Source organism: Paenibacillus sp. ACRRY, from assembly GCF_022346995.1.
GTDB lineage: Bacteria > Bacillota > Bacilli > Paenibacillales > Paenibacillaceae > Paenibacillus.
In genome coordinates this window covers 1,274,800-1,296,705 of the sequence record NZ_JAKRNM010000001.1, presented here as the reverse complement: position 1 = coordinate 1,296,705, position 21,906 = coordinate 1,274,800, and the positions used below count along the sequence as shown (strand labels likewise).

Annotated in this window: 21 protein-coding genes; 18 read left to right on the top strand and 3 right to left on the bottom strand. The window is 45.2% G+C overall.

The window, feature by feature from the left end; all coding sequences use genetic code 11:
- The first annotated feature begins 20 nt into the window (after positions 1 to 20).
- From MH144_RS05490 to MH144_RS05455, 8 genes are all read left to right on the top strand, one after another.
- Positions 21 to 911: a carbohydrate ABC transporter permease gene (locus tag MH144_RS05490; protein ID WP_239298175.1), complete on the top strand. Its 891-nt coding sequence runs from the start codon at positions 21 to 23 to the stop codon at positions 909 to 911.
- A gap of 14 nt (positions 912 to 925) precedes the next feature.
- Positions 926 to 1,807: a carbohydrate ABC transporter permease gene (locus MH144_RS05485; RefSeq protein ID WP_239298173.1), complete on the top strand. Its 882-nt coding sequence runs from the start codon at positions 926 to 928 to the stop codon at positions 1,805 to 1,807.
- A 141-nt stretch (positions 1,808 to 1,948) separates the two neighbouring features.
- Entirely contained in the window at positions 1,949 to 3,052 is a 1,104-nt protein-coding gene (locus MH144_RS05480) for a GerAB/ArcD/ProY family transporter (protein WP_239298171.1), read from the top strand.
- A gap of 195 nt (positions 3,053 to 3,247) precedes the next feature.
- Positions 3,248 to 4,171 carry a UDP-N-acetylmuramate dehydrogenase gene (gene murB, locus MH144_RS05475; RefSeq protein ID WP_239298169.1) on the top strand — a complete coding sequence of 308 codons (924 nt, stop codon included), beginning with the start codon at positions 3,248 to 3,250 and terminating at the stop codon, positions 4,169 to 4,171.
- Positions 4,172 to 4,378: 207 nt separating this feature from the next.
- Positions 4,379 to 5,539, top strand: coding sequence for a type III polyketide synthase (locus MH144_RS05470; protein ID WP_239298167.1), 1,161 nt, complete (start codon positions 4,379 to 4,381; stop codon positions 5,537 to 5,539).
- A complete protein-coding gene (locus MH144_RS05465; protein WP_239298165.1) occupies positions 5,526 to 6,248 on the top strand; it encodes a methyltransferase domain-containing protein in 723 nt (240 codons plus the stop codon). The genes MH144_RS05470 and MH144_RS05465 overlap by 14 nt, the downstream gene beginning before the upstream one ends.
- 59 nt (positions 6,249 to 6,307) lie before the next feature.
- Positions 6,308 to 7,453, top strand: a complete 1,146-nt coding sequence (locus tag MH144_RS05460) for an NAD(P)/FAD-dependent oxidoreductase (RefSeq protein WP_239298163.1) — start codon at positions 6,308 to 6,310, stop codon at positions 7,451 to 7,453.
- A 178-nt stretch (positions 7,454 to 7,631) separates the two neighbouring features.
- The gene (locus MH144_RS05455; protein ID WP_239298161.1) at positions 7,632 to 8,819 is read left to right on the top strand and encodes an aminotransferase-like domain-containing protein; all 1,188 of its coding nucleotides are present in this window, start codon (positions 7,632 to 7,634) and stop codon (positions 8,817 to 8,819) included.
- Positions 8,820 to 8,954: 135 nt separating this feature from the next.
- On the opposite strand, the gene MH144_RS05450 is transcribed toward MH144_RS05455, so the two are convergent.
- Entirely contained in the window at positions 8,955 to 9,380 is a 426-nt protein-coding gene (locus tag MH144_RS05450; RefSeq protein WP_239298159.1) for a hypothetical protein, read from the bottom strand.
- Positions 9,381 to 9,510: 130 nt separating this feature from the next.
- Positions 9,511 to 10,785, bottom strand: a complete 1,275-nt coding sequence (locus MH144_RS05445) for a stalk domain-containing protein (RefSeq protein ID WP_239298157.1) — start codon at positions 10,783 to 10,785, stop codon at positions 9,511 to 9,513.
- Between the two features lie 224 nt (positions 10,786 to 11,009).
- Between MH144_RS05445 and MH144_RS05440 the strand changes: the two genes are divergently transcribed.
- The 6 genes from MH144_RS05440 to MH144_RS05415 all read left to right on the top strand — a co-directional run bounded on the left by MH144_RS05440 (position 11,010) and on the right by MH144_RS05415 (position 16,957).
- Positions 11,010 to 11,342: an antibiotic biosynthesis monooxygenase gene (locus MH144_RS05440; RefSeq protein WP_239298155.1), complete on the top strand. Its 333-nt coding sequence runs from the start codon at positions 11,010 to 11,012 to the stop codon at positions 11,340 to 11,342.
- Between the two features lie 78 nt (positions 11,343 to 11,420).
- Entirely contained in the window at positions 11,421 to 11,729 is a 309-nt protein-coding gene (locus tag MH144_RS05435; RefSeq protein WP_239298153.1) for a hypothetical protein, read from the top strand.
- A gap of 252 nt (positions 11,730 to 11,981) precedes the next feature.
- Positions 11,982 to 13,952, top strand: a complete 1,971-nt coding sequence (locus MH144_RS05430) for a 5'-nucleotidase C-terminal domain-containing protein (RefSeq protein WP_239298151.1) — start codon at positions 11,982 to 11,984, stop codon at positions 13,950 to 13,952.
- 206 nt (positions 13,953 to 14,158) lie between these two features.
- Positions 14,159 to 15,187 carry an AraC family transcriptional regulator gene (locus tag MH144_RS05425; protein ID WP_239298149.1) on the top strand — a complete coding sequence of 343 codons (1,029 nt, stop codon included), beginning with the start codon at positions 14,159 to 14,161 and terminating at the stop codon, positions 15,185 to 15,187.
- Positions 15,188 to 15,542: 355 nt separating this feature from the next.
- A complete protein-coding gene (locus tag MH144_RS05420; protein WP_239298147.1) occupies positions 15,543 to 15,986 on the top strand; it encodes a MerR family transcriptional regulator in 444 nt (147 codons plus the stop codon).
- Complete coding sequence (locus MH144_RS05415) at positions 15,983 to 16,957, top strand: aldo/keto reductase (protein ID WP_239298145.1); 975 nt, start codon at positions 15,983 to 15,985, stop codon at positions 16,955 to 16,957. Before MH144_RS05420 ends, MH144_RS05415 begins: the two co-directional genes overlap by 4 nt.
- 105 nt (positions 16,958 to 17,062) lie before the next feature.
- On the opposite strand, the gene MH144_RS05410 is transcribed toward MH144_RS05415, so the two are convergent.
- The gene (locus tag MH144_RS05410; protein WP_239298143.1) at positions 17,063 to 18,124 is read right to left on the bottom strand and encodes an S-layer homology domain-containing protein; all 1,062 of its coding nucleotides are present in this window, start codon (positions 18,122 to 18,124) and stop codon (positions 17,063 to 17,065) included.
- A gap of 212 nt (positions 18,125 to 18,336) precedes the next feature.
- Between MH144_RS05410 and MH144_RS05405 the strand changes: the two genes are divergently transcribed.
- The 4 genes from MH144_RS05405 to MH144_RS05390 all read left to right on the top strand — a co-directional run bounded on the left by MH144_RS05405 (position 18,337) and on the right by MH144_RS05390 (position 21,781).
- Complete coding sequence (locus MH144_RS05405) at positions 18,337 to 18,915, top strand: esterase/lipase family protein (protein ID WP_239299270.1); 579 nt, start codon at positions 18,337 to 18,339, stop codon at positions 18,913 to 18,915.
- Between the two features lie 167 nt (positions 18,916 to 19,082).
- Positions 19,083 to 19,670, top strand: coding sequence for a sugar O-acetyltransferase (locus tag MH144_RS05400; RefSeq protein ID WP_239299269.1), 588 nt, complete (start codon positions 19,083 to 19,085; stop codon positions 19,668 to 19,670).
- Between the two features lie 208 nt (positions 19,671 to 19,878).
- The gene (locus MH144_RS05395; RefSeq protein WP_239298141.1) at positions 19,879 to 20,775 is read left to right on the top strand and encodes a helix-turn-helix domain-containing protein; all 897 of its coding nucleotides are present in this window, start codon (positions 19,879 to 19,881) and stop codon (positions 20,773 to 20,775) included.
- Positions 20,776 to 20,791: 16 nt separating this feature from the next.
- Positions 20,792 to 21,781, top strand: a complete 990-nt coding sequence (locus tag MH144_RS05390) for an aldo/keto reductase (RefSeq protein ID WP_239298139.1) — start codon at positions 20,792 to 20,794, stop codon at positions 21,779 to 21,781.
- The last annotated feature ends 125 nt before the right edge of the window (positions 21,782 to 21,906 follow it).

The following is a 21,906-nucleotide window of genomic DNA, read 5'->3' as shown; positions in this document are numbered from 1 at the left end:
GATGACTGGAGGAACACATCATGTTTGCCAAATCTATTCGCAAAGACCACTACGGCTATTATTTTATCGCTCCATTCTTTATCATTTTCGCTATTTTTGGACTTTATCCCATTCTGTACTCACTCTACATCAGTTTTACCAACTTTGATGGCATCACCACGCCTGAATTCGTTGGGATAGGAAACTATATTGCTGTTCTGCAAGATCCGCTGTTCTATAAGACGTTGTTCAACACCTTATTTATCTGGGGGGTATCTGTCGTCCCGCAGCTCACCGTCTCTCTTGTTCTAGCTTTTATCCTGAACGACAAGCTGCTTAAGGGAAGAGACTTCTTCAGAGCCGTATATTTTTTCCCGAATATCGTTACGGCAGCATCACTTGGATTGCTTGTCAGCCTAATCTTTGATTGGCAGTCTGGCGGCCTGAATCACTTCCTGGTTCAGGTTGGGCTGATTGATGACCCGATCAACTGGAAAAATGATCCCTGGTTTATGAGACTCATTGTGTCAGCCATTCTGTTCTTTCAATATTTCGGATATTCAATGGTCATTTACCTTGCGGGGCTTCAGGGAATAGACCCGGCACTACAGGAAGCCGCTCAGATAGATGGGGCGAAGAAGAAACACATTTTTATTCATATCATTGTGCCGATGCTGCGGCCGATCATTCTCTTTCAGATGATTACTTCCATTATTGGAGGCATTCAGATTTTCGACCAGCCCTTCACGCTCACGAATGGAAGTGGTGGCCCGGACCGTGCAGCCATGACCAGTATAATGTATCTCTACAATGTGGCATTCCAAAGCACACGCTTCGGTTACGGCGCAGCTATCGCATTCTGCCTGTTCGTCATTATCATTCTCTTATCCGTTGTATCCTTCATCATGACCAGTCGGAAGAGTCGTTCATAGGGAGGGGAAGCATTATGCAAACCGCAAAATCGATTGAACAACCGAATGCAGCCATCCAGCATTATGTCAGTACGAAGCGACTTACGATCGGCAAAGTGATCATTTACTTGTTCTTAACAGGTCTGGCTGTAATCTGCATCGTTCCGTTTTATCTGATGATTATCTATTCCACGCATAATAATGCGACCATTGCATCCACATTTACTTTCCTTCCCGGACCATTTGTAGCGGATAATTATTTGAACATGGCTTCCAAAATTAACATTTGGCGCGGATTTGCGAACAGTCTTTTTATTGCCGGCACCTCAACCGTCCTGTCATTGTATATCGGTTCATTAACCGCATATGGATTTGCCAAATTCAAGTTTAAGGGACGGACCTGGCTGTTCATGTTTTTACTCGCCACGATGATGGTGCCTGGGCAGCTGGCTCTGATCGGGATGTACCGGCTGTTCAGTACACTGGGGCTGTTGGATAGCTACGCGGCTATTATTTTACCTGCGGCAGCCAATGCCTTTAACGTATTTTTCATCAAACAATTTATGGAGAGCAGTATCCCGGACGAGATCATTGAATCGGCACGTGTGGATGGCGCAGGGGAGTTTCGGACATTCAATCAGATTGTGCTGCCTATTCTGGGACCTGCCATTTCGGCACTGGGCATATTTACGTTTATCGGCTCATGGAACAACTTCCTCACACCGCTCGTTCTGTTTTTCTCATTGGACAAATATCCGCTTCCGGTACTCGTTGCTCTGGTTCAGGGCTATTATGGCATGGATTATGGGTTGTTATATCTGGGAGTTGCGATTTCCATCTTGCCGATCATCATCGTCTTTGCGATCTTCTCTAGGCAGATTATAGGCAGTGTGGCATTAGGGGCTGTAAAGGGATAGGTACCTTAAATAGATCAATGAAACTCTGGGCCTAGTGCCCTTTTTTTGTGCTTTTATAAGAATGAAATAGAACAATTGGGAAACTCTACATACATCGTGAATATTGTCAGATTTTTTACGCACAAAAGAGGGGGTGACGGGATGAAGGAGTCCGGCAAGGACCTCAGTTTGACCCAGGCGACGGTAACCATCATTAACGCCATGCTTGGTGCGGGCATCTTAACGCTCCCAAGAACGGTCGGCGTTCCCGGGGGAACACCTGATGCTTGGATCTCGTTAATGTTCTCTGGACTGGTCTTTATCGGTATTGGATGGGCTCTATGTACCTTGTGCATGAAGTTTCCCGGTAAGACTGTGTATGAGTTTGCTAGCGAAATTACGGGAAAATGGATTGCTTATGTATTAGGTCTGGCCATCATTCTTTATTTTCTGATCTCCTCCGCTTTTGAAATTAGAGTCATGGCGGAAGTCACGAGTATGTACCTATTGGAAGGTACGCCTCAGTGGGCAATCGTCATGGCATTCATGTGGATTGGCATATACATGATAACGGGGGGCCTCGACGTTATGATACGGGTCTTTGAGATCATCCTTCCCATCACTCTGGTTATATTTGTCATTGAGATTTTGTTTGCAAGTGAGTTGTTTGAACTTAATAATCTGAGACCGTTGCTTGGAGATGGAGTCATGCCGCTAGTGAAAGACTTAAGGCCAGCCTTGATGGCATACAACGGCTTTGAAGTCATGATTGTTATTAATGCCTATGTTAAAAATCCCAAAGAAAGTCGTAAGGCCATGGTATGGGGAATTTCCATTTCGATGATGTTTTATTTGGTAACCTTTTTGATGGTAGTCGGAAGTTTGTCGTTGGACGGGGTTAAAAGCCGGTCCTGGCCGACACTCGATCTGGTTCGAAGTTATGAAATCGAAGGATTGATCTTCGAACGCTTCGAATCCTGGCTGCTTGTCATCTGGATCATGCAAATTTTCTCTACTTTTGGACTCAAACATTATTGTGCTTCGAGAGGAATTGTTGATCTATTCCGACTCCCGAAGAAGTTCATTGCAATTGTCTTCCTCTTGATTCCTGTCGTCTATCTCATCGCAATGATACCACACGATGTAAATGGAATATTGGCTCTGGGAGACCTTCTGGGGGACTCCTTTATTCTGTTATTCGGGGCTATTCCTTTGGTGCTGCTGCTACTCACTTTTATACGCAAAAAGGGGGAAGGGCAAGCATAATGCTCGCTTAGTTGAAATGAGTTATAATGAATTAGGGCAAGACAACGAATTCCGAAGTCGCCATATGGCGGCTTTTTCCAGTCCTGCACATGATTTTAGAAAATTGATTATTAATTCGAATTAATTGCGACAAAATGGAGCTATTCAGAGTAAAATAACCTATACGATGCAATCAAGACAAGGTGGTAGAAAATCATGAATTCATATCAGTTATTAAGCAAAACCCTGTTTGACAACTTTCACGAAGACCGCATTCGATATTCCGAACCGATCCGAAATTATACGTACACGCGACTCGGCGGGGAAGCAGATATTCTGATATTCCCTGAGACCATAGATGAAGTAGCCACCATTGTGAAGCTTACGGTTCAGCATGATATCCCGTTAACTACACTGGGATACGGCTCCAATGTGATTGTCAGAGATGGCGGCATTCGGGGGATTACCATGTCGCTGAAAAATCTTAATCAGGTCAACGTGAATGGTCATACCATGACTGCACAGAGCGGTGCAGCAATTATCGATGTATCCCGCCAGGCGTTAGACGCAAGTCTTACCGGACTCGAATTCGCCTGCGGCATTCCAGGCTCTGTAGGTGGAGCGCTCTTTATGAATGCAGGAGCATACGGAGGACAGATGTCTGATGTGGTCGAGTCTGCCATTGTCGTGACAGAGGCAGGCGAAATTATCACGATGCAGAGCGAGGAGCTGCTGCTGGGTTATCGTAAAAGTGTATTTATGGGTAAAAGGGACATCATCATCGAGGTGAAGTTCCAGCTGCAGCCGGGAGATCCGGTAGAGATCAAGGCCAAGATGGATGAACTTACTTATGCGAGAGAGTCCAAGCAACCACTCGAATACGCCTCTTGCGGAAGTGTCTTTAAACGTCCTGAAGGCCATTTCGCCGGCAAATTGATTCAGGATTGCGGACTTCAGGGGACTCGAATCGGCGGTGCCGAAGTATCTCGCAAACATTCGGGCTTCATCGTGAATGTGGACAATGCCACGGCGCAGGACTACATCGATATGATTGCGCTCATTCAGGAGAAGGTGCGAAGCCAGTTCAATGTGAATTTGGAAACGGAAGTCGTCATCATTGGCGATGAATTGAATAAATAATTGGACGCAAGTCCACTCATTTTAGATAAGTCGCCCTTGGGCGGCTTCTTTTTTTTACACTTTTCGAAGAAGAGCACATGAATGGAGCATGTGGGTCAGCATAGACCATATAAATAAATATAACGGATACGACAGATTACAACGACGCTGTTAAGGGTAAGTGTTGTTAATTAAAGGATATCACTCATCCATCATAGGAGGTTTAATATGAATCAATCCTTGCATAGCCATACCGATATCGCCATCCTGGGCATGGGAACTGCACTACCTGTTCATGAAGTTGCCCAGTCCGATATTGCTGAACTCATTGCCTCATCGCTTGAGGATCAACAGGATTTAGCCCGGTTTGCCAAAAGAGTGTTCAGGTCATGCGGCGTAGAAACACGTTATACGGTTGAACCCAGTTATCTTGGATCACTTGAGGATTGTCGTTACCTGCCTTCTGGTGAGCATTCTCAGATTCCGTCCACGCAGGAACGAATGGATACATACAAACGGGAGGCTCTCCCGCTTGGGATGGAGGCTGCCCAGAAGGCATTGAAGGATGCGGGCATGTCTCCTGAACAGATTACACATATCATAACGGTTAGCTGCACAGGACAGTATCTGCCTGGTCTGGATGTCATGCTAATTCGCGATTTAGGATTATCCCCCCGCGTAAACCGGTTACCACTGATTTTCCAGGGCTGTGCGGCGGGATTAAAAGCCATTCAGATGGCTCGTGATGTCGTCCAAGGAACACCTGATGCACAAGTGCTGGTGGTGTGCGTTGAACTCTGCACCCTGCATTTTCAACCGGTTAAGGAGAGAGGGGCGCTGTTTGCAGCCTCATTCTTCGGGGACGGAGCGTCTGCTTGTATCGTTGGTGCTCCGGAATCCGAGCAGCGGCATTACCTCGATCTTGGAACCGGATATTCCGTTCTGCTTCCTGATTCAACGGAGGATATGACATGGGAGGTGGGCAATCAAGGTTACGATCTGTATTTATCACCTCGCATCCCCAAACTACTGGGTGCTCACTTGGAGAACGAGCTCTATCAATTGCTCGGGAGCGACAGTTCACCCGAACTATGGGCTATTCATCCAGGCGGACGGGGGATTGTTGACTCCGTTCAGGAAGTCATGAATTTAAGAGCAGAACAGACAATGTACAGCAGGGAAATTCTTAGAACCGTAGGCAACTTATCATCCAATACCATTTTATTTGTACTTCATGCCATGCGTGAGGATATGAAAGCCCGTAATCAATCTTCAACGGAGGGTGTGGCAATGGCTTTTGGACCTGGGCTGACCGCTGAGCTCATGAAATTTACTTACGTACCGTCCTATACGCCAGCGCTGAAGGAGAAGGATCATGTCCTTCTTTAGAAACTTGTCGATCCGTGCGAAGGAAGATGAATTGATGGATGATTTCTCCATGGGCGGGGAAGAATTGCGTGAAGCACTGCAGCACCTGCGGCGGCTCAATAAAATATTTGCCGCTCCCGGGCCTACTCTTGACGGTGTTGAGAAATTATGGATATCTGTCGGTAGACCTCTTAAACTGAGCATTATGGATGTAGGGGCAGGCTCAGGAGACGTGAATCAGAAGCTGCTGCATTGGGCGAAGCAGAAGGGTATTGACCTCACGATCACGTTGGTCGATCTGACCGAGGAAGCTTGTGAAGAGGCAAGACTGCTCTTTCAAAATGAACCAAGGGTCAATGTACAGCGAGCCGATGTCATGAAACTGCCGGATGCATCGGCAGATATCGTTACAGGATCGCAGTTTGTACATCATTTTGAGGGACAGCAGCTGCTTGAAATCGTTTCACATATGCTGCGTGTCTCCAGGCATGGCGTTGTGATAAACGATATCCACCGCCATCCGGTGTCCTATACCGCGGTATGGCTTACAACCCGGATGATCTCACGAAATCGTTATATCCGTCATGACGGTCCGCTGTCTGTTGCCAAAGGCTTCACGGCTAAGGATTGGCAGGAGTTAAAACAGCAATTGAACCATGACACCATGACCTATAAATGGAAACCGCTGTTCCGCTACTCTGTCGTAATACCGAATCATCAGGCAGGGTAATGAAGGTGGCATTACAGTCATGGCTGCTCAAAATTCAACTTAAAGGCAGGTGATACTAGATGTCCGAACCACTAGATATCATTGTACTTGGCGCTGGAATTGCTGGAAGTTCATGCGCCCTGCAGCTGGCCAGACAAGGTCATCGTACGCTTCTGCTGGATCGACAGTCATTCCCCAGGCACAAAACCTGCGGTGAATTCATGTCACCAGAGACCAAAGAAATGCTGGAGTATCTAAATATTCAGCTTCAGGAAGTGAAGCCCAGCATGATGGATCATGCACAGATCATTATGCCTCAGGGCGGTCAGATTGAAGCTCCCCTGCCAGGATCGGCTTATGGCATCAGTCGACATGAACTGGATCGAATTCTCCACAAGCAAGCTGAAGCTGCGGGAGCCGAAATTATAACAAAAGCAACCATCGTTGGTATTCAGCTGCTTGAAGATGATCATTACGAGGTGCAGGTCAAACAAGGGAATGAACGATTAAGCTATCGAACGAAGGCTGTCATCGGGGCGTATGGGACCAAAAAGCCGCGTGGAATGACGTCTCCGCCTGAAATCAGGGATGAAACCGTATATGTAGGGGTAAAGTCTCATTACAGCGGACTCGACATGCCTGCTAGGGTAGAACTTTATTTTTGTGAGGGAGGATACGTCGGCATTTCACCGATCGAGAATGGCTATGCGAATGTAGCAGCCTTGTTAACACTGGATACGGTGCAGGGAAGCGGCAAGTCTGTAACCGATATCCTGAAGGCTTCCTCTGAAACCAATGGCAGGCTCGCAGCAAGACTGGCAGATGGAGAGCCTGTTCAGGGAACTCAGGTTTCCATAGCCCCGCTTCACTTGTCGAACGTGCCTGAGCCTTGGTCTCAGTTCCCGCATATTGGAGATGCGATGCTGATGATCCCTCCCCTGTGCGGTGATGGCATGTCTATTGCGCTGCGTTCTTCCATTCTGTGTGCGGAGTGGACCAACCGTTACTTGCAAGAGGAAATTGGATTTGCACAGTGGAAGGAAGGATATACGAAAGACGCGAGCGATGAATTTACTGAGCTGCTTCGGCGGGCAAGGAGAATCCAAAAGCTTGCTTTTGCCAAAACCAACAAATATTATCCCGCTTTGGCCCGCTTATTTCCTGGTTTGGCAACATATCTGGTCAAGGCTACAAGGTTATCGGAGATGAATGCAGCTCGCGGTTAATGGGAAAACATGTCATAATGATGGATCTGAAAGGGGCGGCCTATGTCGACCTCTTTTTTATTGTTTTTGACGAATTTGAAGCAGACCATTTTGAAAACTGACAAGTACTCGTATAATAGAAAAGAATGTAGAAGTAATATTGAGCGTCAGATTTGAAGTAGGGAGGCACTATATTAAGATGAACTATTCATTTTCAAACCGGATTGCTGCGCTGCAGCCATCCATTATTCGAGAGATCCTGAAGGCATCCTCGGGTCAGAATGTTATTCCATTCTCTGCGGGAAATCCCGCTCCGGAGACTTTTCCCATTGAAGCCATTCGGACCTTCACACAGTCCATACTGGAGCAGGATCCGGTAACGGCTCTGCAATACGGGATAACCGAAGGGTACGCCCCGTTGCGCGATACATTGACCCATCACTTGAAGACGAACTATAACACAGGTACAGATTCGGACGAGCTATTTATTGTCTCGGGTGCACAGCAAGGTATTGAGCTTGCCTGCAAAGTATTCTGTAATGAGGGAGACACGATCATCTGTGAAAGCCCAAGCTTTATTGGATCGTTGAACTCCTTCCGGGCTTCAGGTGCAAGACTGGTTGGCGTTCCCATGGAGAGCGACGGCATTGATATCGGCAAGCTTGAACATGCACTGCAGACGGAGCAGAATGTGAAATTGATCTACCTGATTCCGAGTTTCCAAAATCCGACGGGAGTAACGACAAGTCTGGAGAAACGCAAAGCCATCTATGCTCTTGCCAAACAGTATGGTGTGATGATTCTGGAAGATAATCCATACGGTGAGCTTCGATTCAGCGGAGAAGATGTACCTACCATCAAATCCATGGACGAAGAGGGGCTAGTTATCTATGTGGGCTCCTTCTCCAAAATTCTATCTGCCGGCTTACGGGTTGGCTATGTGCTGGCACCGAACGAAGTTGTGCAAAAGATGGTAGTTGCCAAACAGGGAGAAGACGTACATACGGCAATGCTTCCTCAGATCTTGGCATACAAGTTCATGGCAGAATACCAATATGCCGAACACATCAGCAGTATTCGTGAGATCTATCGCAGAAAATCTGCCTTGATGATGGACAAACTCAAGGAACACATGGGGAATTCCATTACGTTTACCCAGCCGGATGGCGGTCTTTTCCTCTGGTGTGATCTGCCTGCTCATATTCCGATGCTGGATTATGCCAAGGCAGCTGCAGCCAGTGGTGTAGCTGTTGTTCCAGGCACGGCCTTCCTCGTTGATGAGAGTGAACCTTGCAATGCGATCCGATTGAATTTCTCCACACCTTCCGATGAACAGATTGTGAAGGGAATTGAAATTCTGGGGCAGGTATTGAAGCAGTATTCGTAATATCGTTTGATTAGAGTAGTCCCCTTTACAGCTGTTGTGGTAAGCATTCCCTTCAACTGTGAAGGGGCTTTTTTAATCAAAAAAAACCCTACCGCACTTGTACCGGTAGGGTTGTGAATGGAAATCAAATAATGATTAGTCTGATACGAGAAAGCCGTCAAAATTCTCTGGACCCACCCGGACGGTTCCGAGCAAGTTTGTACTGATAAATGCTGAATACGTTAATTGTGGTGTGATGGGCGGGTTGAAGTCATTTGCAGAAAAAGTAATGATTTCAGGTGCAAGCACACCGCTCAATCCATAAGTGGAGCTAGCCGAATAAATAATCGGGTCTGTCGCCAGCGTACCTCTCACTATGGTAATTGTCACGACAAAAAGCGCCAGAGGCAACTGTACCGTAATCGTTCCTTTGAGTTGAACTCTGGGATTAGCTCCTGTACCCGCAGTAATAAGACCAATCTGAGCAAATAACGTTGGCGTATTGATCACGGGTATGGGTACAGAGATGGAGTTGGTCGACGTTGCATTGATCGAGACTCTTGCATCCAGAAACTGAGTCATTCTGCATACCTCCTATCCGATAAGATAGAATAGTATATTCATAGAAGACAAGTTCGCATGGACTCTTTTCATGTGAATGGCTTGATGCATTCACATGAAATTTTACATAAACATGAATTTTTTTTAAAAATTATTCTTTGATCACCGACGCATTCACCGCGTCTTCCATCTGATTGCTGAATAGACGGAATAACCCGAGACGCCAGAATGCAGCTCCTTTAAGATTATATCTCTTGGCTAATCCAAGCTTGTCATCAACGGAGGAGACGGTTTCACTGTTTAAGTTGATCCCAAGCAGCAGCTTATCTTTTGGAACACCTGCGTTAAGTGCAAGCTGGATGGCTTGGTCAACGAGACTGTTGGGTTCAGGAACCTGTGCCTTGGTACCCGCAGGGTTATATTGATAAGCCATAATAATAAGATCGTCTGCCAAGGAAGCGAGCGTTTTGTAATCATAGCCTTTATATGCACTGTTTAGAGGCGGTACAGCCAGTGATATCGAGATGTCACCTGGCAAGGAAGCTTTTAACTGTTTGACATAGTCGTTAAGCAGCTTCTGCTGCTGCTTGGCATCCAGCTTGAAACCTAATCCTTCGAAATCAAGAACAACGCCCCCGAATTCATTCTCTGAAACGGCATCCGTTATACCCTGAATCGATTTCTCGCGCAGATTGCTGTCACTCAAAACTTTGGTTAGCTCACCTTGGCCATCCAATGCATATACCATAAGGTATGGTTTAATGTTCTGATCTGCAGCATCCGCCACGATGGACTGAGGGGTCACTTCGCCGGCTGCCTCAGGCAGATAATACTCCTCCCCTTGAAGCGTGAATTCGCCATTCCGGTCAATTCGACTCCAGCCAAAAGCTACAGAGTTCATGGATGGGACCAGATCGATTTCATGATATGCCCGAACAGCATAAAATGCTCTCAAGTGCATTTCACGTTGCGGAGATACGAGAGAAACTGTACGTGTGGCCTGATCCCATTTCACACCCACGCCGAATTGACTGCTGAACGAACTCAGCGGAATGAGCACGCGTCCTTCTCGTTGAACCGGGGCGGCGGCCAGCTTCACTTTGGTGCCGTTAACGGTAGCTGTGGTGCTTCCCACTTGAAGGAGGACCTCTGTGGCTTGACCTTTAACACTGCCTACGGCTTTGACGGTTTGCGTTTTGCTGTTCCACGTAATCTGGATTCCCAATGCTTCACCTACGGTACGGAAGGGGACATACGTAACTCCTTTATCAATTCGCGGTGCAGCATCAAATTGGAGTGCTACATTATCCAACTTGACCGATATGGCTGGTGCTGCTTGCACATCACCGATGTTTACCGACGTTCCAAGCAAGGACAAGCTGATGAGGGTGGCAGCAATGGTTTTACCTATGTGTTTACGTACCATTTTTTTATTTTCCTCCACATTCATAAAATAGTAGAAAAAAGACGTATGGACAGTAATCTAGCATAGTGTAGTATAGCAAAATTTTCATAGAGTTCCAATTACAAGATAACTAAACGCGGCTTTATTGATAATCATTTTCAATTGGGCTACAATAGTTGAAAGAGTAAACCAAAATGCGTTAGGCTGGTGGGTGTACAGTGTAACTGCAATCAGGAGGAATAATGATGTTGATTCAAACGCGCAGCATGATAATAGAAAAAGGGCACAGTGATAAGGTACTGGAACGTTTTAATGGTCCAACTCCAGTGGTGGACATGCCTGGTCTGATTGATTTTAGTGTCATGGTCAACAAGAAGAGCAAGGAACATGAAGAGGTTATGGTTTTGATTCGTTGGGAATCAGAAGAAGCGTGGAAAAACTGGGAGAAAAGCGATGCCCATATCCAGGGCCACCGCAACAAAAGAGGGCAGGAGAAACCAGCATATCTGATCAGTACAACCGTAAATATGTATGAAGTCCAGACGGTGAAAACTGGCAAAGGTACTGTTCAGCAATAGAGTTCATATGACGATCATCAGGACCTCCAATGGAGGTTGAAAATATACACTTGAATTATTCAATTTGGAGGCATATCAATGAATCAGCGTTTTCGTATCACCCGATCCATGCAAGAAGAGAATGAGCAACCATCCATTACTCTCGAAGAATGCAAGGCGTACTTTGCAACTCAGCCTGACTTTGCGTATTCACAGGTGTATACCGTTCAAGGAACCGAAAGTACCATGTCTATTGATGGTGAATTCTTTATGTGGAAGCAGGATAACATGGACATTCCTTTCCGGCTATATTCGGGGGATCTATACGTGGCCATTTCCAGTGAAGCTGTGGTTCCCAAGATGATTGAAGTCGCAACTGCTCTACAAGCAGATATCGTAGAGGGATAGTATATTCTAGCCTGGTCCTTAATTGGATCAGGCTTCTTTTTATGACAATATAATGATTCGGGGAATTCCTAAATATTGGATCGATATCAATAAAATATAAAATAATCCTACCGGAACGACAAGAATGTGTTGCAAAATGTAATAATTTAGTCCAAAACGTAAATTTAATCTCCAATTTTTTCATTTATCTTGTTATGATCTAAAGGATAGACCTGGTAATACACATCATAAGACAAGAGGTGAAAGGGATTTATGAAGCATCGTAGTAAGCTCAGCTGGATTGTCATCATGGTTTTGGTGTTCTCCACTCTTTTTGGTGGAATTGCGGCTGCCGAGACGTACACCGTCAAAAAAGGAGATACGTTGTGGAGCATCGCCAAAACAAATGGGACAACCGTAGCAGAGATGCAAAAGCTCAATCGATTGAAAAACGTGAATGTCCTTCAAATTGGCCAAACGTTAAAGCTTCCTGAGAAGCCGTCCACAGGGAGTGAGGTTCCTCAAAAAGAAGAGGAAGCTGAATCCACTACAATCACCATCCTGGGCACCTCTGACGTGCACGGAAATCTGTGGGGCTATACTTATGAAGACAGTGCGGAAACAACAAATAACGGGCTCGCACGGATATCTACATATGTTAATGAAGTGAAAAAGACCTCCCCTAATGTGCTGTTGATTGACAATGGGGACACATATCAAGGTAATATTTTAACGGATGATATCTATCGTAAAAACACGGATGTTATACATCCTGTTTCCAAAGCCATGAATGCGATGAAGTATGATGCCATGGTTTTCGGTAATCATGAATTCAATTTTGGACTGGATCATGTGGATCGAATTATGAACGAACTGAACTTTCCCGTACTTGGAGCCAACATCCAGACAGAAGATGGCGGAACGCTTGGAGAGCCGTACACGATTATCAATGTGGATGGTATAAAAGTAGGGATTATCGGTGTAACGACACCGAATGTACCTCGTTGGGACGGCGATAAGGTAGACGGCCTTACGTTCGAGCATATGGGTGAAACGGTGAAGAAATATGCACAATACCTCAAAAATGAGGAAAAAGTAGATGTACTTATCGCGAGTGCGCATGCCGGCATGTTTGCTGAATTCGACGAAGACGGAGCTTCAGACTCGGCTGAACGAATTGTAAACATGGTGCCTGAACTTGATGCCATGCTCGTTGGACACATGCATATCGTGGTTAACGAAAAAATCGGACAAACCGTGATCGGTGGCCCTCGTAACCTTGGCCGTGACATTGTGCGTTTTGATATCGAAGTGAAAAAAGATCAAGGTAAAAATAAAGTGACGGACCGTCAGGTTCAAGTGGTTGACATGGCTTCCTACACACCTGATCCAGCGATTCGTGACCTGGTGAAGAAAGAGCACGAAGCTACGATCCAATTCATTACAGGTGGTGGATCTGCGGGAGCGGAAGGCTCGTCTGGCGGTATCTTTGGTCAGGCAACCGAGGACTTCCAGCCTGTGGATGAAATTAATGGTATCCCTGAAGGCAAGCTTCAAGATACAGCCGTGGTTGATCTTATCAACAAGGTTCAGATGGAAGTGAGCGGAGCCGATGTTTCAGCTGCTGCACTCTTCAAAGACACCTCCAATCTGAAAAAAGGCAATATCACGTATGCGAATATTTTCGACATTTACAAATTCGATAATGTGCTCTATACCGTTAAGGTTACGGGTAAAGAACTGAAGGCGTATATGGAGTGGTCTGCTTCACACTACAACCAGTGGAAAGAGGGAGACGTTTCAATCAGCTTCGATCCTGAAGTTCCAGGTTATTTGTATGATATGTTTGCTGGTGTAGACTACAAAATTGACCTGTCCAAGCCTGCAGGGCAGCGTATCGTCGATGTAATGTACCAAGGCAAGCCTCTGGCTGATACGCAAGAACTGAAGCTTGCTGTAAACAACTATCGATACAGCAGTGCACTGAAAGCTTACAAATTGGTAGAAGCAAACCGCGATTGGGAATCACCGCGCAGCATTCGGGATTACCTGGTTGAATACATTCAAGAACATCAGGAGATTTCTCCGGAAGTGGACAATAACTGGGAGATCGTTGGAATCGATCTCGCAAGCCCTTATCGGGATGAGATCATTCAACTGGTGAATGAAGGCAAGATCGATGTTCCTTATGACCAATCGCTCAATGTGAACGAGCTGCTCAAACAAGGAATTATTAAGAAATAATATGAAGTAAAACTGCTTCCATATTGCAAGAACAAGAAGTCGCCATTATGGCGGCTTTTTTTGCATTCAAGGCAAATGCGTTAGGTCAGTTTAGGGGCTAATATGTTTTGGTTATTCTTCTTGTTGATATGATCATGAAATTAGACATCTGGTGAACGAAGGAGTATTCTTGTTTATACTTATGATCCATACAAGGAGACCGAAAGATGAAGCCGCATTCCAATGACCGTATTAAGATTCCAGCCGGATTCTGGGCAGGTTTGGAGCAATTGGGGATCGACTCCCATGTCGTAGCCCGCAAAGCACATCTGCCACTCACCAAGATTACGAATGCAATCGTCAATACTGACGAATATTTTGCAATCTGGCATGCTTATTCCGACCTCATAGGTGACACGGCTGAAGGAATTATCAAACTAGCAACCGCTTTTGAAACAGCCCACTATCCACCAAGTGTATTAGCCACTTATCATGCTCGTGACTACCGTGATGCACTGTATCGTATGGCCCGTTACAAACAGATGTGTCCTCCCGAGAGTTTGCGCATTACCGAGGAGAATGATCGCTGCATTATTGAACTGGAGTGGATGAATGGTGGACAGTCCGGGCCTCCCGTCTTGGTTGGAATCACGCTGGCCTTTCTTCTGGAGCTAGGACGACGAGGAACGGGGCAGGCTTTGAATGCGCTGCAGGTCGAATTTTCACAGCCCATGGGGGATGTGAAGGCTCTGGAGGCTTACTTCGGCTGCGATATCCGGATGGGTGCACCAAGCAATCGATTAATATTGCGTCAAAAAGATCTGGATCTGCCTTTCATCTCATATAACGAAGAGCTGATTGAGATGCTGACGCCCATACTTGATCGCTCGCTAGATGAACAGAAACAGGTTCAATCCATGACAGAAGCGGTTGTATGGATTCTCAAACGGAGTCTCACAGGTGGACGTCCCGATATCCAAATCGTAGCGCAGGAGTTAGGCGTAAGTGATCGTACATTACAGCGCAGACTCACCGATGAGAACACCAGCTTCAAGCAGCTTCTGACACAAGCCAGACATGAGCAGGCGCGAGTATACTTAGCTGATCCGTCACTTGATATCAAAGAAGTGGCCTTTCTTATTGGTTATGAAGACCAGAATTCATTTTATCGGGCATTCCGGCTATGGGAAGGGGATACGCCTACGAACTGGCGCTTAAAGCAAGAAGGTTGGCATAACAGGCTAGTTACGAAATGATGGATAGACGGTAAACTATCCTTATCGGCAAGATGGATTAACTATTGAATATGGTCAGCTTGCTGTGGGTGCAAACGACACGTTTAAAGGTTCCCGATCTGTAACTCCGATATTTCTATAACTATATACGATAGTTTTCTGACTTACCGATATAAGAACCTTGAAAATTCAAGGTTCTTATATTTTTGTTCCGGACAGGTTGGTTTAGACTAGACACCCATGTTGAATCCTTTTTAATAGAAAAAAAGGATAGGAAAAATTCAAAAAAAATAGATGGTTGACTTAAAGTGCACATTAATACTTATGATGTGAAAGAACCTGCCGGACACGTGAATCCAAAGGAGGAAAAAACGATATGAGCTTTACTATTAAAGAAGCATCGGAACGGCTAGGTTGCCCGGCACATAAAATTCGTTATTACGAGAAAGAAGGTTTGCTCCCATATATCAATAGGGATCAGAATGGAAATCGATTGTTTGAAGAAGAGCATCTGGACTGGATGAGAGTGATGTCCTGTTTTCGAGCTACAGGCATGAAAGTGTCTGTATTGAAGCAGATGGTCAATCTTGCCATGGAAGGTGCTTCAACGATACCTCTCAGAAAAGCGATACTCACGCAGTATAAAAAAGAATTGCATCAACGACAAAACGATCTTAATCAAGCTTTAGAAGCGGTGAATCAAAAATTATCAATCTATGATGATATGGAAAAAGACAAAGAGGATTCAGAGAATAAACTATTACAGGAAATGTCCAGTTTAAAACACATTTATTCAAACAGGAGAGGAAGATTGGGATGAAGTTTAGTCGTACATTGGGAAACAGTAATTTGGAGGTATCTTCGATAGGACTGGGATTAATGGGGATGTCTCCGGGCATGTATGGTGAGGTTAACGATGAGCTTTCAATCAAAACGATACATCGTGCTCTGGAAATGGGTGTAACGATGCTGGATACGGCAGATGTTTATGGAAATGGCCATAACGAAGAACTTCTGGGCAAGGCGATCAAAGGCCGGCGTGACCAGGCGATCATTGCTACCAAATTTTCATATACGCCAAATTATGAGCGAATTAGTGGTCATCCTGATTATGTAAAACAAGCAGTGGATGAAAGTTTGCACCGATTAGGCGTAGAATATATTGATCTCTATTATCAGCATCGGGTAGATCCCAATGTTCCTATTGAGGAAACGATTGGCGCAATGTCCGAATTGGTTCAGGCTGGAAAGGTACGCTGCCTTGGACTATCGGAAGCATCTGCAGAGACTATTCGCCGAGCGCATGCGGTACATGCTATTTCCGCTTTACAAAGTGAATATTCACTCTGGAGCCGGGATATTGAAGATGAAATTCTTCCAACCGTTAGAGAATTGGGCATTACTCATGTGGCCTATAGTCCGCTAAGCCGTGGTTTTATTACAGGTGAATTACGTACGTTTGAGGATCTGGCTGCGGATGATCTTCGCAGATATATGCCTCGTTTCCAAGGTGAAAACTTCCAAAAGAATGTTGAGGTCGTTGATCAAATTAAAAAAATAGCCAGCGAAAAAAATTGCACACCTTCCCAGCTTGCCATTGCCTGGACGCTGGCCAATGGAGCATTGCCAATCCCTGGAACCAAACAGATCAAATATCTGGAGGAAAATGTAGGAGCATTGGAAATCGAGTTGACTCCAGAAGATCTGGTACGCATTGAGAATGTAAGCCCCAAAAATGGGATTCATGGTACCCGATATCTTAAGGAGCAGATGACGCTGTTGAATGGTTAAATTAAGTGATCATGGCTGTATGAATATAATCTAATAGACACAAAAACCACTGAATTAGCATTCAGTGGTTTTTTGGTATTTATGGACTACATGATATACTAGCGACTATTCTTCATAAGGAAGAATGGCATAGATTTTCCAGCTGTTATCATTCATTTTTTTGAGTTTATACAATCCGTCCATGGAAACTGTTTCTTCCTGTTGTTCTGTACCCGAATGGATTGTTACTTTCATTTTGCCACCCTCTGCCTCTAATACAGCCAAGCGGTTAGAGGTTTCAATGACGGTAAAATTCGGTTGGGAGAGCATTTCAATATCCATAGTGGTTTCCTCATCTACTGCAGAAGTGATATCCTCCAGAGACGTAAAATTGGATGAAAGCTGATATCCTGTGTAATAGGTAGCATAGGTTACGGACAACTGATCATACTTATGCTCCGCCATGGCTTGGATCTCCGATTTCGTAGCAGTGGAGGCAATTGCGGTCAGTTCAGATGTCTCCGGAAGCTCTGTTTGCTCCAATTGTAAAGCACGTTCCAGCATGACTACAGCTTGGGCGCGCGTTGCTTTTGCGAAAGGCTGAAACGTTGTCGTTGTCATTCCTGAAACAATACCAGCCTGGCTCGCTTTGGTGATGGCGGAAGCAGCATAGTAGTTTAAAACGTCCTTGAAGGTTTTGGAGGCACCTTTAAACTCAACCGTATCGGAGAAGGCACGTACGACCATTACCGCAATATCACCGCGTGTGATCGGGAGGTCAGGTCCGAATTCAGTGCTGCTTACACCTCCAACGACGCCAAGTGAACTGGCAATCCGAATGGACTCCGCATACCATTTGCCTGCTTTTACATCACTGAAGGATTTTCCTTGAGTTGAACTATGTAGTCCTGTAGCCTGAACAAGAATAGCTACGAATTCTGCACGAGTGATGGGATGATTAGGCTTAAGAGCGACCTCGCCATTGCCCAGGCTGTAACCGTTAAGAAGGTCAGCGTTAACGAAATTGTCGAGCGTATCGTACGCCCAGTGGCCATCAATATCTGTCGGGAAATACAAATCTAGCGATTTGTACGAATCGGCAGCATGGGCTTTGCTCCACGAAAAAGGGGATACCACAAGGATCATGGCAAAGAAGAAAAGAGTGATGCGGTTAATCGTTTGTCTCATCTAGGAAGTTCCTCCTGTAAATTGAAATTTGCCGTCATTCAGCATAACAGAGAAGGGGATGGATGGCTAAAGGAAATCTTTACTAACCATTTCATCTATTAAAATTGAGACTAAAGATCCATTTAAATACCATTTATTCACTTATATTATATATAGTGTAAATTATATTTAGGAGAGTGAATAATGTGAAAAAGAGTAAATTATTTTTTGCCATGGTCATGAGTATAATAATAGTCATCTCTGTACCTGGTATCGGTCAAAGTTCGAAGGCAGCGGCAGCGACAGAACGGACACCTGTCGTTTTTGTTCATGGATTAACAGGTTCCGATAGCAATTTCACTTTTATTGAAAGTTATCTGCGTGGGCAAGGATGGTCCAGTAATGAGTTATTCGCTATTGATCTGCCGAGCAAGCAAGGCAATCAGCTGTTGAATTCTGCAGCAATCAGTCAATTCGTAGATCGTGTGCTAGAGGAAACGGGTCATAGTAAGGTCAACATTGTGGCTCATAGTATGGGCGGGGCTAATAGTTTATATTACATATTGAATCGAGGTGGTTCTTCCAAGGTAGACAAGCTGATTACTTTAGGAGGGGCCAATCGTTTGACTACAACTTCAGCGCCACAGGGAGTAACTGTGACTTCAATCTACTCTACCAGTGACACGATCGTATCTCCTGCACTTTCCCGTTTGAGCGGAGCGAATAACATACAGGTTTCGCTTGTGTCCCATATCGGTCTGCTCTTCAATTCACGGGTTAATGCCTTAATCAAGACAGCATTGAATGAATAGAGAGAACTCGGCAGCAGCTGAATGAAACATGAGTGATCTAATAGGTCACTCGTGTTTTTTTTGTATTTTTCTAATGGATGAATTTATAATAGATTGTATTGTACATTGTTGCTTCCATACATAGAAATACCCTAATAGACACAACGAAGGAGCTTACACAAATGACGATGACCGAGAAAGAAAAAGCACAAAAAGGATTTTTATATGATAATAACAACGACCCACAATTGGTCAACGAACGCCTTGAAGCAAAAGAGCTGTGCTACGACTACAACCATCTTCGTCCGCGCATGATATCCGAAAGAGAAGGCATTATGAGAAAACTTTTGGCGAAAACAGGAGAGAAGTTTTGGATTGAACAACCATTTTATTGTGACCAAGGTTACAACATCGAGATTGGAGAAAACTTTTATTGTAATCACAATGCAGTGATGTTGGATGCGGCGAAGATTACCTTTGGGGATAATGTGTTCATTGCACCCAATTGCGGTTTTTACACTGCTGGCCATCCATTGGATGCAGAACAGCGCAATCAAGGGTTGGAAATTGCTCTCCCGATTACAGTAGGGGACAATGTATGGATAGGCGGAGGCGTATCTGTTCTGCCAGGTGTAACGATCGGAGACAATGCGGTAGTTGGCTCGGGAAGCGTAGTGACGAAGGATATACCGGCAGGAGTCATTGCTGCAGGTAACCCATGCCGAATCATTCGAGCGATTACGGAAGCAGATAAGGATAAATACCCTAGAGGGTAAGTTGTTCAAAGTCCAATCGAATGGAAGAGAGAACGGGGACCAGGTTGCTGGAACCCGTTTTTGGTTTAATTGATTTAGCGTTGACGGATGCATTACCTTGAGAAAAATGAACGAAATGATCACGTGACTTGAGCTTCAGAGCAAAGTATTTCTTGCTGAAAAGCATTAATGTTATGTATGCAGGAGATGACAGAAGGTAGGAGTATGAATGGGTGTACGAACCGGAAAATTGATTAGTGCTCCAAAAGGGATGGAACTGGCACCGGACAAAGAGGGAAGCTTAAAATGGAATGGGCTAACGGTCATCCAATTTTGTTTGCATACGCAGGGAACCAAAGGAAGCTTTTTTCTGAAAGATCATCTGCTGCTGTTTGTTAAATCAGGCGTATATACGGTTAAATACAGGAATCAGAAGCATACGGTTCGGAGCAATGAGATGATATTCTTGCACAAAGCGATCAAGGTAGAATACGAGAAGTCTGGTGAGCCCGGTACTGAATATCTGCTCGATTATATAATGTTTTATCTGAATGGGGACATACTTCATAAGTTCGCAGATTTTGCAGAATGGAAGACCAATCATTCCACCGATGATGTCGTTCCGGTATCTGTCGTTCCAGTTAACGCACCAATGAGAGCATATATTGCCTCACTTAAGTCTTATTTTAACCAATCTGATTCAATCAGCGATGGATTGATAGGAGTCAAGTTCATGGAGCTGCTGTTTCATCTTGCTGAAACAAATACGAATTTGCTGCAACAGCTACTGCATCCTCATCCTACTGAACGGAGTCAGATTGCACAAATTGTAGAAGAGAATGTGACCAATCCCGTTTCCATTGAAGATCTGGCCTATTTATCTGGCAGAAGTCTGTCAACGTTCAAGCGGGAATTTCGGGCATTGTATAACTCTTCTCCGCTAAGATGGATTCGTAACCGCAGATTGGATCTGGCCAGTCAGCTTCTGCTCGAGACGACACAATCGGTAACGGATATTTGTTACGCCTGCGGGTTTGAAAATACGACTCACTTTTCCAAAGTGTTTAAACTGCGCTTTGAACTATCGCCAACCGAATATAGACGACTAAACATAAGAAAAGAATAACGAGGAGGACGAAGAAATGGAATACGTGAAGCTGGGGAAGACAGGGTTAGATGTGTCCAGAATTTGCCTGGGATGCATGGGATTTGGGGATGCCAGCCGCTGGATTCATCAATGGGTACTGAACGAGGAGAATAGCCGGCCAGTCATTAAGAAAGCTCTGGAGCTCGGCATCAACTTTTTTGATACAGCGAATGTCTATTCGCTGGGTGCAAGTGAAGAGATCCTTGGGCGGGCCTTGAAGGACTATGCCAAACGAGACGAGGTTGTTATTGCCACCAAGGTGCATGGACGAATGCATGAAGGACCGAACGGCGCCGGATTGTCCCGTAAAGCCATCATGAGTGAAATCGATAAGAGTCTGATGCGGCTTGGAACGGACTATGTGGATCTGTATCAAATTCATCGCTGGGACTACCATACCCCAATCGAAGAAACCATGGAGGCATTACATGATGTAGTCAAAGCCGGAAAAGTAAGATATCTTGGTGCTTCTGCGATGTATGCCTGGCAGTTCCAAAAGGCCTTGTTTGTCGCTGAGCGCAATGGCTGGACCAAATTCGTTTCCATGCAAAATCATTTGAACCTGCTGTACCGTGAAGAGGAACGGGAGATGCTTCCACTATGCAAGGAGGAAGGAATCGGAGTCATTCCTTACAGTCCGCTTGCATCAGGAAGACTGACACGTGACTGGTCGGAAACAACGCATCGCTCGGAGACGGATCAGGTCCAAAAATCCAAATACGACTCTACTGCCGATACGGATCGCTCCATTGTAGAGCGGGTTGCTGAGATCGCTAGCAAGCACGGTGTACCGCGGGTTCACATTGCTCTGGCATGGCTGACGCAGAAGCAGCCTGTAACAGCTCCTATTATCGGTGCGACGAAAATTTCACATCTGGAGGAAGCAGTTGCAGCCCTGGACGTGAAGCTGACAGCAGAGGAAATTGCGTTCTTGGAAGAACCCTATGTGCCACATCCGGTTGTAGGTTTAATTCCAATCCAATAATCAGTGTAAATATATTAGCGGATGAAGGGCTTGCCCTATCATTCGCTTTTTTTGTTTTCCCGTCTTCAACATGAAAAAGGGTCAATTGGGAAAGGATACCTTAAGCGCTCCAAAATATTACAGAA

Coding starts and splice junctions, on each gene's coding strand:
- MH144_RS05490 (WP_239298175.1), top strand. CDS start 21: ATGTTTGCCAAATCTATTCGCAAAGACCACTACGGCTATTATTTTATC.
- MH144_RS05485 (WP_239298173.1), top strand. CDS start 926: ATGCAAACCGCAAAATCGATTGAACAACCGAATGCAGCCATCCAGCAT.
- MH144_RS05480 (WP_239298171.1), top strand. CDS start 1,949: ATGAAGGAGTCCGGCAAGGACCTCAGTTTGACCCAGGCGACGGTAACC.
- murB (WP_239298169.1), top strand. CDS start 3,248: ATGAATTCATATCAGTTATTAAGCAAAACCCTGTTTGACAACTTTCAC.
- MH144_RS05470 (WP_239298167.1), top strand. CDS start 4,379: ATGAATCAATCCTTGCATAGCCATACCGATATCGCCATCCTGGGCATG.
- MH144_RS05465 (WP_239298165.1), top strand. CDS start 5,526: ATGTCCTTCTTTAGAAACTTGTCGATCCGTGCGAAGGAAGATGAATTG.
- MH144_RS05460 (WP_239298163.1), top strand. CDS start 6,308: ATGTCCGAACCACTAGATATCATTGTACTTGGCGCTGGAATTGCTGGA.
- MH144_RS05455 (WP_239298161.1), top strand. CDS start 7,632: ATGAACTATTCATTTTCAAACCGGATTGCTGCGCTGCAGCCATCCATT.
- MH144_RS05450 (WP_239298159.1), bottom strand. CDS start 9,380: ATGACTCAGTTTCTGGATGCAAGAGTCTCGATCAATGCAACGTCGACC.
- MH144_RS05445 (WP_239298157.1), bottom strand. CDS start 10,785: ATGGTACGTAAACACATAGGTAAAACCATTGCTGCCACCCTCATCAGC.
- MH144_RS05440 (WP_239298155.1), top strand. CDS start 11,010: ATGTTGATTCAAACGCGCAGCATGATAATAGAAAAAGGGCACAGTGAT.
- MH144_RS05435 (WP_239298153.1), top strand. CDS start 11,421: ATGAATCAGCGTTTTCGTATCACCCGATCCATGCAAGAAGAGAATGAG.
- MH144_RS05430 (WP_239298151.1), top strand. CDS start 11,982: ATGAAGCATCGTAGTAAGCTCAGCTGGATTGTCATCATGGTTTTGGTG.
- MH144_RS05425 (WP_239298149.1), top strand. CDS start 14,159: ATGAAGCCGCATTCCAATGACCGTATTAAGATTCCAGCCGGATTCTGG.
- MH144_RS05420 (WP_239298147.1), top strand. CDS start 15,543: ATGAGCTTTACTATTAAAGAAGCATCGGAACGGCTAGGTTGCCCGGCA.
- MH144_RS05415 (WP_239298145.1), top strand. CDS start 15,983: ATGAAGTTTAGTCGTACATTGGGAAACAGTAATTTGGAGGTATCTTCG.
- MH144_RS05410 (WP_239298143.1), bottom strand. CDS start 18,124: ATGAGACAAACGATTAACCGCATCACTCTTTTCTTCTTTGCCATGATC.
- MH144_RS05405 (WP_239299270.1), top strand. CDS start 18,337: ATGGTCATGAGTATAATAATAGTCATCTCTGTACCTGGTATCGGTCAA.
- MH144_RS05400 (WP_239299269.1), top strand. CDS start 19,083: ATGACCGAGAAAGAAAAAGCACAAAAAGGATTTTTATATGATAATAAC.
- MH144_RS05395 (WP_239298141.1), top strand. CDS start 19,879: ATGGGTGTACGAACCGGAAAATTGATTAGTGCTCCAAAAGGGATGGAA.
- MH144_RS05390 (WP_239298139.1), top strand. CDS start 20,792: ATGGAATACGTGAAGCTGGGGAAGACAGGGTTAGATGTGTCCAGAATT.